Origin of the sequence: Paenibacillus sp. ACRSA, from assembly GCF_022346845.1 — a bacterium.
Taxonomy (GTDB): Bacteria; Bacillota; Bacilli; order Paenibacillales; family Paenibacillaceae; genus Paenibacillus.
On record NZ_JAKRNP010000002.1, the window covers coordinates 352,329 to 364,623 of the forward strand.

The window sequence follows — 12,295 nt, forward strand, 5'->3', positions numbered from 1 at the left end:
TATGGTTTGAAAACCCCGTTGGTGCTATTCGTCTGTTTCTTCCACTAAAATCGTATACTCATTGGAAAAAGACTGCCCTATTCTGCGCTGTCCTCTCCATTCATAAGAATAATTCGCTGTTAGCGAACCTTGCTGCTTCGTTATATCTCCATCAGAGATGATTTGAACAACATACGAGAGCTCTTTCTCCTTGCCCGGCTCCAAATCTCCTAAATGTAGATTTCGTGGTGTAGAATATTCGGGTATATTGAACTGTAGCTCTCCCTGGGCGCGCCCAACCCACCTAGCTCCCGGCGGCAATATATCCGTTAACTGTACGCGCGCAGGCCAACTGCCAATATTGGTAATTCGAACATGGAAGACGACCTCCCCACCTGCTTCAACAAGTGTCGGAGACACCTCCACATAGACTGTAATTACCGGAACCTTTAATTGAATGGTTGCATCATTCGACATCACTGTCCGCTGCACATTTCGCGAATCAGGCAATCGAAACGTATAGAGCAGACGAGCCTGATTAACAATTTCAAACTGCTGAGGGTTCACTTGATCTATTCCCATAAGTTGTGCCTCGAACTGAATATGCATGGTAGAGCGCGCAGTAAGCGTTCCTAGATTGAATCCTTGAGTCGGATTGGCACCGGGTCGTTTGACTCCGTTCCAACCAAGACTGCCTTCAACAAATCTCACTCCCTTGGGAAGTACATCCAGCATCGTTGCATCTACTGCGTAACGGCTCTCGTTTGCAACCGTAATGTCATAACACACGGTCTCCTCCACCGTCGCGAGCTCTGGAGTCACCGTTTTGCTGATGGAAATTCGAGGCTGAATGACCTCAAGTGTAACTGCATTGGAGGAGACTGTCTCTCGTTGACCCGCTGATAGGTAACTTAAATTCGCCTGACTTGTAATCCCTTCTGTGTCCAGTACAGCTATCACTTGGGCGCGATATTGAATCTGTATCGAACGTTCTGGTAACACATCCCCAATCAAGATTCCCGAATCTGGTGTCATCTGAGGAACGAACATGTCATTCACAACAACACTTCCAGGAATAAATTGAATACCTGAAGGTAGTACCACCGTCACTTGAGCATCTGTCGCGGTTACGAATCCAGGATTACGTACAATGATGTTATACGTTACGATGTCGCCTGGAAAAGTCTGAACACGGTCTGCTTGCAAAGCAATCTCAAGACGCGGGGAGACGAGACTGACCTCCACCGTATTCGACCTCTCTTCCCCCCTGTACGCTCTCCCCTCCGATGTTACAAACTCATAACGAACAAGTGCCTGGTTCAATAACTTCAAACTTTCGGGTAAACGAATAATCATCACTTGAAAATGGAACCGCAGCCTCGCTCCAGGTGCTATCTCGCTCGGTGGCAAGCCTTGTTCTGGCGATGAACCAGGCAAAGGAATTCCATCACGAAGCACGCTGTTAGGCAATAAAGCAGTCTCAGCCGATAGCTGATCTGTGACATATACGGTAGCCGTGCGATTGCCAGAGTTGACGATTTCAATTAGATAGATCAAGGACTGACCCAATGTGGCTACCGTGGAACTGCATTGCTTATGAACTTCCAGTCTTGGCCCTACCCACGGTGTAACGACCGTATTCGAATAAGCGACCTGCTCCTGTTCTACTGTACCGGAATTGAATCGAACCAATGATTGATTCTGCAGCCAATGCGACCACGAATCGGAAGTCGAACTCATATCACCACAACCTCAACCCTAAATGTAATCGTGACTGAAGCGCCTGCGGCAATAGATCCCAGCGTAATACCGTTATTCGGATTGGCAGTTGGACGCGCTGCTCCATCCACGGTTACGCTACCTGGTACAAAAACACTGCCTGTTGGCACGGGATCGACCATAACAACATTATTGACGGTTTCAATACCACTGTTGGTTACAACAATTGTATACGTGATGACATCCCCCACTACTGCATCTATAGCACTTGTACTCTTGACAACGACTACATTCGGCGCAGACACAGGGATGACAAGAACATTGGAAACCACGCTTCCTGACAATTGGCGACCATCTGGCGGGCTGAACGTAAAGTCAGCGACAGCTTGGTTAACAAGTTGCTGATTCTGTGGTAATGAATCCACCGTTACGCCAAGGGTAACCGTTACATTTACAGAGGCACCTGGAGACAACGTACCAACGACAATACCTGTATCCGGATTAGCCCCAGGTTGTGGCACACCGTCAATCAGAACACTATTTGGGAGCAGCACGGTTCCATCCGGAATCGAATCGGTCAATGTTAATTCAACTGGAAGATTTCCTGTATTCGTTAGAGAGAAAGAATAAATAATGGTGTCACCAATTGTGGCATTTGAAGTACTGGCTGTTTTGGTTACAGCAATAATCGGCTGATAGATCGGCGTTAAGACCGTATTGGAATATGATGCACCAGAGAATACCCCCGATGTGAAACTTACATAGGACTGGCTGCTCACTTGAGGCGGTGAAGGTAACGTATTAACTCTTACGGCATAAGACACCGCTGCAGAAGCCCCTGGTGCAAGCGTACCTATAGCTATGCCTAACGCAGGGTTTGCCGATGCTCTAACAACACCGTCCACTAATACACTGCCTGTAACAAAGGTTACCGCTGGACTAATAGGGTCTGTTAATAACACATTGTTGACTGGGTCTATTCCGTTGTTCGTAATGACCATCTCATAAACAATGGTATCCCCCACTACAGCGTCCGTCGCAGGCGTTGTTTTGACAACCGTAACATCAGGAGCCGATACCTGAATCGCAAGTGAATTAGAAGTCAAACTTCCTCCAAGCGTTCTACCATCAGGTAATGTATAAGTGAACGTTGCCGATGCCTGGTTAACAATCGACTGACTGAGTGGCAAGGTTACAATGACTACCGAAAACATCACCATCGTTGTCGTAGACACGACACCTAAAGGAATACCTGATGCAGGATCTGCCCCAGGTGCGCTTGCTCCATTTATGATAACACTATTAGGAACTAGTTCAGTCCCTGCAGGAATCGTATCGGTAAGCGTCACTGTTGCTCCATAGTTTCCAGCATTGGAGATTGCGATGCTGTACACGACCGTATCCCCAACGGTAGCAAGAGCCTGATCTCCTGTTTTGACCGCAGTCAAAATTGGCTGATATACCGGTGTCGTTACCGTATTTGAGAAAGTTGTTGCAGAAAAAGCTCCCGAAGTGAAGCTGACCGTGGATTGATTGTTGAGTACCGCGCTCGCTGGAAGAGCCGTTACTCTTATGCTAAATACAACAGTTACCGTTGCGCCTGGTGCAATAGAACCTAGTGTAAGTCCAGTTGATGGATTAGCCCCGGGACGCAAAACTCCATCTACATAAACACTATCTGCCACCAGTACTGTACTGGCTGGGATCGCATCCGTAAATATGACATTGCTCACACTGGCAATTCCGTTATTTCTTACAGCGATGCTATAGGTCACAACATCTCCAACGGAGACTGCCGTAGACGTTGTTGATTTAGCAACAGCGATATCTGGAGCAGACACAGGAATTGTGACGACATTGGATTGGATAGAACCTGTAATATTTCTTCCATCTGGAAGTGTAAAGGCTAGCGCTACAGTGGCCTGATTAACCAATTGCTGCGGCGTTGGCAAACTATCAACGACAACCGAGTACGTAATCGTCGTCGTTGCTCCAGCAGCCACATTTCCTGCTGGAATACCTGTTATAGGACTCGCTGCAGGTAGTGGTTGACCATTCACAATGACGCTGTTCGGAACAAAAATCGTACCCGCCGGCACTGCGGCAGACAAGTTAATCTGAGCACCATAATTTCCTTGATTGTTTACTGTTACTGTGTAACTAACCGTGTCTCCTACCGTTGCATTCTGTGTGCTTGCGGTTAAGACAGCAGATAGTATAGGTTGGAAAACAGGAGTTATTACCGTATTGGAGAAGGTCGTTCCTGAGAATGCACCTGAGGTAAAAGTAACTGTGGAACGATTGCTTAACTGTCCTCCTGGTGGAATCTCATTGACTCTTACATTGAAAGTTACGGTAGCATTTGCTCCTGGTGCCAGTGTGCCAAGTGCTACTCCTCCTGCCGGATTAGCTGTAGGTTGGACAACACCATTGACCGTAACACTTCCTGCAACAAAGGAAGACCCGGCAGGGATCGGATCAGAAAATTGAATATTGCTTACTGGCGCAATACCACTATTCGTGATAAGAACAGAATACGTGACCGTATCATTAACTGCTGCTGCGGTAGATGCTGTACTTTTCACCACAGCCACATTTGGAGCAGATACTGGGAATGTAAGTGTGTTAGACGTGGCCGATCCCGTTAATGTCCTTCCATCCGGTGGAGTGAATGTAAATGATGCAGTGGCAAAATTGCTTAGCTGTTGAGGTGTTGGCAATGAAGATAGAATCACAGCAAACGTTACAGTAGCTGTTACTCCCGCAGCTACATTCCCTACCGGGATTCCCGTTACAGGTGAAGTTCCGGGTTGAGGTACTCCAGCGACAACGACACTGTTGGGAACAAAGGTCGTCGCCGCAGGAATCACATCTGTTAAAATGACGATGGCTTCCAGATTTCCTGTGTTACTTACAGTCACGGTGTAGACGATTGTATCCCCTACGGTTGCATTGACTGTGTTGGCCGTTTTCACAAGCGAGATCTGCGGTTGTATCACCGGGGTCACTGTTGTGTTGGAGGATGATGATCCCGAGAATGTACCTGATGTAAAGCTAACCGTAGACTGATTGCTAATCTGCGAAGGAACCGGCATAGTAATCCTCACCTCAAATGTTACGGTAGCTTCCGCTCCTGGAGCCAGAGTACCGATTGGAATACCGGCTGACGGATTGGAGAGCGGGAATGAAACCCCGTTCACAATGACGCTTCCGGGTACTAACGGGGTATTCGCTGGAAGTGGGTTGTTAAATACAACATTGTTGACCGCAACCGTTCCATTATTCCGAATGACTGACGTATAAATAACGGTATCGCCAGACACGGCATAATCTAGATTATCGCTGTTTACAACCGTTACATTGGGAAGGGATACTGGAACAGTAACGGTGTTGGAGGAAGAAGTACCTGTAATGCTCCGTCCACTTGGAAGAGTAAAGTTGTATACCGCTCCAGATTGATTCGTTAATTGCCTTGAACTTGGCAGACTGGTTACAGTCGCTACAAAGGTCACCGTAACGCTGGCACCAGCCGGGATCTGGCCTACATTAATTCCAGTATTCGGACTTACGCCAGGGGTTGGAGTACCGTTAATGATGACACTATTCGTGTTAAACACTGCACCGGCTGGTACAGGGTCGTTTATCGTCACTACCGCAGCGATATTTCCCCTGTTACTCACTTGAATTGTATAATTAAACGAATCTCCAACCGTCAGATTTGTTGTGCTTGCAGATTTCACCAATTGTATGATCGGTTGAAATACTGGCGTCGTAACAACAACAGAAGAGGATACACCGTTAAAACTTCCTGATGTGAATGCAGCACCGGCTCTATTATTTACAGACCCTGACGTCGGAACCGCCGTCACTCTTGCCTGATACGTGATGGTTGCACTGTTGTTGCTACTACTGGAGCTACCTAATGTCCCTATCGCAATTCCGGCGATTGGGCTTGCTGATCTCGCGGCAACGCCATTAATCGTTACACTGCCTGATACAAATTCCAAACCTGTAGATGGGGCATCTGAGACAATGACATTTTGTACAGCAGCGATGCCTGCGTTCGTCACAACCACTGTATAGGTCAGAATCTCCCCTACTGTAACATCAGGCGCATTAACGGTTTTGGTAAGGGTTACATTAGGAGCAGAAGCCGTGATCTGCACCTGATTAGACACTACGCTTCCGGATAGATTCCGACCGCTTGGCAGTTGATACGTATAACTTGCCGTTCCCTGATTTACCAATGTAGGTGGTGAAGGTAACGTAGTTAGTGTTGTTTGAAAAACAACCGTCGAGGTTCCTCCCGGTGCAAGAGTTCCCAATGAAATTCCTGTTACTGGACTCGTTCCTGGTCGAGCAGTGCCATTTACGGTTACAGATCCAGCAATAAAGGTAAGACCTGCCGGAATCGTATCTGTTATATTCACTTGAGCACTTAGATTCCCTGTATTTCTAACAACCAACGTATATCCAATCTGATCACCCAACGTTGCATTTGTTACGCTAGCCGACTTATTGATTGAAATTACAGGTTGAAATACAGGTGTACTAATTGAATTGGAGTTCGAAATCCCCGAGAACGCACCGGAGCTATACGATACTACTGCCTGATTACCTAGTGAGCCCGACGCTGGTAAGGACTGTACATTAACCTGAAATGTAACTGTTGCCGAAGTGCTTGCTGCTAGTGTGCCAAGCGTTATCCCACTGACTGGATTTGCAGAAGGTACGCTCGTTCCTCTAACAACTACACTGCCAGGTACAAATGCTGTGCCAGCGGGAAGAATGTCTGTAAGCACGACATTGTTAATGGCCTGAATGCCACCATTCGTTGTAACGACCGAATACGTAAAAGTTTCGCCAACAGCAACATCTGCAATCGTTGCTGATTTGACCACAAATACATTCGGCAGCGTGACAGGAATAGATAAAATGTTAGATGCCACTGTACCGTTGATCGTTCGACCATCAGGTGAGTTGAACGAGTAGACTGCCGTAGCTTGATCCACCAGTGTCGGGGGCGAAGGCAGAGTCGTTACAAGAACCTGAAAGGTTACCGTCGTTACACTCCCTGCTGCAAGACTTCCAAGATTCACACCTGTCGCCGGGTTGGCTCCTGCCACGACATTGCCATTCACACGGAAACTTCCTGCAACATATGAGCTGCCAGTTGGAATGTTATCCGTAAGTGTTACGTTTGCTGCGACATTCCCTCCATTGTTAACTTGCAACGTATATGTCACGGTATCGCCGACCGTTGCGTTCGTTGTGCTCGCAGATTTCACAATAGACAGGTTGGGAGAATATACAGGTAGTGTAGAGGTATTGGATGGAATTACACCGGTAATAACCGAACCACCTGCCACGCTCTGAAAAGTAAATGCCGCACTAGCAGAATTGACAAGTTGCAAAATATTAGCATCGGGCCCGATTAATGCGCGATAAGTGACGACGATACTACTAGACAGGTTTAATGAGCCCAGAGGTATACCGGTTGTCACATCCAGCGTTGGCCGAGCTACACCGGCTACAGTGACACTGCCTGGGATGAAAGTGAGACCCGCTGGCAATGTATCCGACAACACCACACTAGCGGCACTAGCTGTACCTCCGTTACTAATCGTTACTGTGTACAGGATGCTGTCCCCTGCAACAGCTCCAGTGGCGACGGAAGCCTTAGCAACTGAAATTCGGGGTGCATTGATATCAACCTGTATGGCATTGGCATTAACAATGTAGGCATCTCCCGAAGTGGTGAGCGTCAGTACTGCTGAGGACTGGTTATTAATCAGCCTAGCCGAGACGTCTACATTCGTAATATCCCAGCCTTGACGTCCACCAACGATGTTAGAACCTGGAGCTCCATTCACCTGGTTACGTGTACCAAACGTACCTGTAGTGTTCAGCGCTCCGGTATCCCCGTTAATTTGAGACGCAAAAAAATTCGCTGCCAGATTGTTCGGACCAGATAAAGCGACCGAAGTCGCTGATGTCGGGCCAAAGAGCGCCTGGTCTCCGGTTCGGTTGGCATCTCCCTCCTGTGCACTGAATAAAGCCCTGCCCCCAAGCGTACCGGATAGTGGCGTAGCAAACCCAGTCAATGTGGTGACTACTGGCGGGGAAGTGGATTGGACAAGCACACCACCAGCACGTAGTGACATATTTCGGAATGGAAGATTTCCGTTTTGGTAAATAACCCCCAATGTCCAGCCTGCATGATTCGCTGTCGCATCATTGGTAATGACAATCGTGCCTACGACTCCCCCGGTGATGTATGTACCCGCCCCGCCGTTTGAAATCAGTGTTGTTACATTAGCAGAACGGACATACCCCGCAGCACCGTTCCCTAGATCAAATTGATTGTACGTGACTGGATCTGGCGTAACACTAAACGTCCCCGCCGGGGTCGTAAAACTGACGGGATTGTTGATTGCCGCACTAAGGTTGACAGAGCCGTTAATATAACTTCCACCCCAGATTAATTCTGCGTACAAAACTGTACTGCCGGCAGGAAGACTCAGAACGGCTGCGGCACTGTTGCTCTGATATGCACTTGTAGTTCCGAGTGGATATGTTCCAAATCGCACATCCGCATTCGTTGTACTAAAGGCTCCTATGCTATCCTGTGTTCCCGGTACCCCTGCCGTATCCGAACGACTTAGACCAAGGGTATTGCCTGTAAAAGTAATTGCTCCTGTAGCGTTAACGGTTGAGCGAACGACAAGAGGAATGGAGTTCACCTCCCCCTTCATCCAGAATCATGTTCCTTGATATGGAGCCTTATAAAAGTCTATGACGCACCCTCTTGAAATTTGTTTATTCTATGGTGAAAATTTCTTTCTTTTGGTGTATACTTGTACGCTTTATTTCAAATTTAATGATTGCCTTTTGTCCAATGTGATTTATAATCATCATATACGAGAGAAGAAGTTTCGTATCATTATGATGCAGTCAGCGGTGATATATTGAAAATTCCCTTTACACAGAGTAGTCATATCCCTACAGATTATGAGTTCAAACATTCTAAATGGATGAAGAAAATATTACGAGCCTACTGGCTTGTTATCAGCCTCCATGCACTCGTTCAGATTGCTTGCTACGTATTTCTCGTTTATGATCGCACTCCAGCCGATTTTATAGTGAATGTAGTCATTTGGCCTTCGGCGGCGGGAAGTGCAGGTATTCTCTTCGCTAGTTGGATAGATCGACGGTTTAGCTCCTATTCCTCGTATGCCATGTCGGCAGCCAGCACCATCATTGCTTGGACGATTATACACGTCAATTATGACATTCGGATTATTATGGCCGCATGCTTGTTGCCTATATTTTCCTCCGTGTTGTTCTTCAACAAAAAGGGAGTATGGGTCTCTTTTGTCATGCAAATGATTGGGTATTTTCTATTACTCGGAGCCCCTAGCTATCGTCATTTTTTAAGTTCATTTGATATCGTTTCCATACCTGTGTTTCTCATTACTGGCACCTATGTTGCTCAAGTCATTGTTACCAGTAGTATTGAGGTTCTGGATGATCTCAAAGACAGCATGTTAGCTAAACAAGACCTAATCGTTAGAAATGCCATTATGACCAAACAATCCAAAACGGATGGATTAACCAATCTGTATAATCAAAGTTCATTCAAGGATTACTATGATAAAGCTTATGAATACGCCAATAATGGGATGAGCCTTCACCTCGCATTGATTGATATTGACGATTTCAAAGCGATTAATGATACCTATGGACACCGCGCGGGCGATGTTATATTAGAGAAAGTCTCCTTGATTATTCAAGAAAATATAACTTCAAGTGATATTGCTGCTCGATATGGTGGAGAAGAATTTGCCATATTAATGTTTGAACAATCTTTTGAGCAAGCTTATGCAATGGTGGAACAGATTCGGCAAAAAATTGCCAATATGGGACATCTCGAACTAGATGGTGCATTCGTTACCGTTAGTGTTGGTCTCAAGAGCTATAGCCCCCACCTTTCGAAGGACAAGTTGTTCGAAGAAGTGGATGCGTGCTTATATGCGGCCAAGCGGACAGGTAAAAACAAAACCGTTACCTCCCTTGATCTGCCTAATGTATAATCGTCATCCCCCGTGTACCACGTGTAAAGGGATGATCAACATGATCAAATCAAAAAAGTTGTGCTGTTAACCGTAAAATGGTTGAACAACACAACTTTTTGGGTATCTATTCGGTTCTATCAATTCGGAAGTCCGGGGGACTATTCCGCCCAATCCCAGCGATTCTTGTTTTGCTCCAATCTGGGATGCAGCTCAGTAGCTGGGCCATCTATAACGATTCGTACTTCTTTGATCCATTCCTTGAAGGAGTCAAAGGAAGCAAATAGATTCGCCATATCAGCCGTTAGATATAAGAAATGAGGCGCTGGATACTCTGCTTTGATATGTCGTAAGGCTGTATCCATCGGTGTATACTTCTTGCGCTTGCCCTCCAGCCCTTCCACACGTATACGGGCATCTGCATGTTCCCGTTTCCAATCATGGAGGCGATCCTCACGTTTGAAGTAAGGCTGTATACCCCCTGATCTCATTCGTTTGAATGTACTCTCGTGAAGGGGATATAACACCAATTGTGCAAACGCACGACTGTTCGTTAGATTTAATGCATTCTCCATTTGTTCGTCTGTGATCTGCTCGAATGTATCATAGAAAATGAGCGTACCCTTCCGGCTCGCCACCGGGGGTTCATAGCCGTATGGCACGTTAGTATGTGAATTGGCCATTTTCACCCCTCCTTCCTTAATCAATTGCTTCACAGAAGCAAGTATCTATGTGCTTATTATTATGGACTACCCATCCCTTTTCAAATCCGAATAAAATGTCATCCGATTTTTGCCCGCACGTTTGGACTCATATAACGCCTCATCAGCCATGCGAATAATTTCGCTAGGATTGCCACTGTTGGTTGGATACTCCGCACCACCTATACTACACCCAATCTGAATACGTTCATATTCAATCACAAAAGGTTTATTCAGGCTTTGGATAATCTCCTCGGCATACAATTTTGCTTCCTCTCGTGGATTACTTCCCACCGAACGAAGCACAATCAGAAACTCATCGCCGCCCAACCTGACGGTTATGCCTTTATCCTGACTTAATGCATTGAGACGTTGAGCTACTTTTTGCAATAAGACATCTCCGGTTTGATGCCCGAGGGAATCATTCACACGTTTGAATCCGTCCAGATCAAGATAGAGGAAGGTGAGTGTATGATCCACGCTTTCCGTCTCCAGCGACTCTTCCAGATAAAATTCAAGTGCCGTTCTGTTCGGCAATCCAGTTAATTGATCATAGTGCGCTAAGTTCTGCATCACCACAAGCTCAGAGTCTTTATTTTTAAGTGAAACGACCATTTCCCTAAGAGAACGTGATAGCTCCTCAATTTCACTAAATCCTTTATTCTCTGGAATCTGTACTTGCTCTCCTGCTCGAAGCTCATTAGCAACTTGAGTAAGTCGCATCAATGGAGCAGCAATTTTCCGGGAGATCCACCATCCGATCAGGACAAAGAGTACAGTCACCGCAAGCCCAGACCAAATGTTGAACCATAGCATATCCGAAACAGAAGCGAAGGCGGTCGATTGAACCTGACGAATCACTACCGTCCATCCGAGTCCAGGGTAATCCAGATGCCCTTGGCTGAATGCAATTCCGGTCACATATTCCTTGCCATCCGGCCATTTCTCTGTAGTCCAACTGCTCTTGTGTAACTGCGCTTGTTCAATTCCCGGAAGAGTTAACGGTTTGCCCATCCAATCTTTCGGACCTAAGAGCACCGTGTTTTCTTTCTTACTCACTATAAAAAATTCAATATCCTTCTCCTCATGAAATAACGGAGCAAGAATAGATTCTTCAACTTCTTTCGCCCATGCCCAGCTTAAATGTGCAGCGAGAACACCACGCGTCTTGCCATCACTATCCTTTACCGGAAAGCTGATATCGACAAATTGTAGTGGTTCACCTGTAGGGTTAGGCAATAACTTGGCAAGTAGCACCGCATTATGTACATCTCCAATAAATTTACCCTTAATGCCTTCCTGATACACAGGTCGTTCGGATAAATCTTCCCCTAACAGAATACCATCCGTTGCAGCAAGCACTTTTCCTTCAGGATTCATGTATCCTACCCAGGAGTAAGAGGGAAAGCTATCCTGAAGCTGATCCAATAACATCTGAATTTCAGCCGGTTCGAATCGATTCTCCAGCGCAGCCATTCGACCTAACAGATCCAGTTCACCTGAACGTGACCACATAAAACGATCTAATTTGTCAGATGCTTGTGAAGCAGTACCCATTAACGAGTGTCCAATCTCCGTCTCCACGGCAAGAAACGATTTTTGACTGAAAATATAACCGATGGTTAACGATACTAGCAGAGATAACGTAGCAAAAATTGCAGTGAGTACGGTTCTAAGTTTGAATGACATCATTGCCTCCAATAACGCGGTGAAACCATCTTGCTTTTATAACATAATCATGTTGCAAAAGACACACGGCATGTCACCTATTTGTTTTCATATTTATCGGAATCGGTGTGCTTTTTTATTATACATTCCCATACA

General features: G+C 46.2%; 5 protein-coding genes. 1 reads left to right on the forward strand and 4 read right to left on the reverse strand.

Features of this window, described 5'->3' with window-relative positions; translation table 11 throughout:
- Positions 1-24: 24 nt before the first annotated feature.
- Complete coding sequence (locus MH215_RS06425; RefSeq protein WP_239289212.1) at positions 25-1,719, reverse strand: COG1361 family protein; 1,695 nt, start codon at positions 1,717-1,719, stop codon at positions 25-27.
- Positions 1,716-8,441 (reverse strand): DUF7507 domain-containing protein, encoded by a 6,726-nt coding sequence (locus MH215_RS06430; RefSeq protein ID WP_239289213.1) that lies wholly within the window; start codon positions 8,439-8,441, stop codon positions 1,716-1,718. Before MH215_RS06430 ends, MH215_RS06425 begins: the two co-directional genes overlap by 4 nt.
- A 225-nt stretch (positions 8,442-8,666) precedes the next feature.
- On the opposite strand from MH215_RS06430, the gene MH215_RS06435 reads away from it, so the two are divergent.
- On the forward strand, positions 8,667-9,791 hold the full coding sequence (locus tag MH215_RS06435; RefSeq protein WP_239289214.1) for a GGDEF domain-containing protein: 1,125 nt from the start codon (positions 8,667-8,669) through the stop codon (positions 9,789-9,791).
- A gap of 140 nt (positions 9,792-9,931) precedes the next feature.
- Here MH215_RS06435 and MH215_RS06440 read toward each other — a convergent pair whose 3' ends face one another.
- On the reverse strand, positions 9,932-10,453 hold the full coding sequence (locus MH215_RS06440) for a hypothetical protein (RefSeq protein WP_239289215.1): 522 nt from the start codon (positions 10,451-10,453) through the stop codon (positions 9,932-9,934).
- A 66-nt stretch (positions 10,454-10,519) separates the two neighbouring features.
- Positions 10,520-12,163, reverse strand: coding sequence for a sensor domain-containing diguanylate cyclase (locus tag MH215_RS06445; RefSeq protein WP_239289216.1), 1,644 nt, complete (start codon positions 12,161-12,163; stop codon positions 10,520-10,522).
- Positions 12,164-12,295: the final 132 nt, after the last annotated feature.

Excerpts from the sequence above, each read along its gene's own strand:
- MH215_RS06440 (WP_239289215.1), bottom strand. The coding sequence starts at position 10,453 with ATGGCCAATTCACATACTAACGTGCCATACGGCTATGAACCCCCGGTG.
- MH215_RS06425 (WP_239289212.1), bottom strand. The coding sequence starts at position 1,719 with ATGAGTTCGACTTCCGATTCGTGGTCGCATTGGCTGCAGAATCAATCA.
- MH215_RS06445 (WP_239289216.1), bottom strand. The coding sequence starts at position 12,163 with ATGATGTCATTCAAACTTAGAACCGTACTCACTGCAATTTTTGCTACG.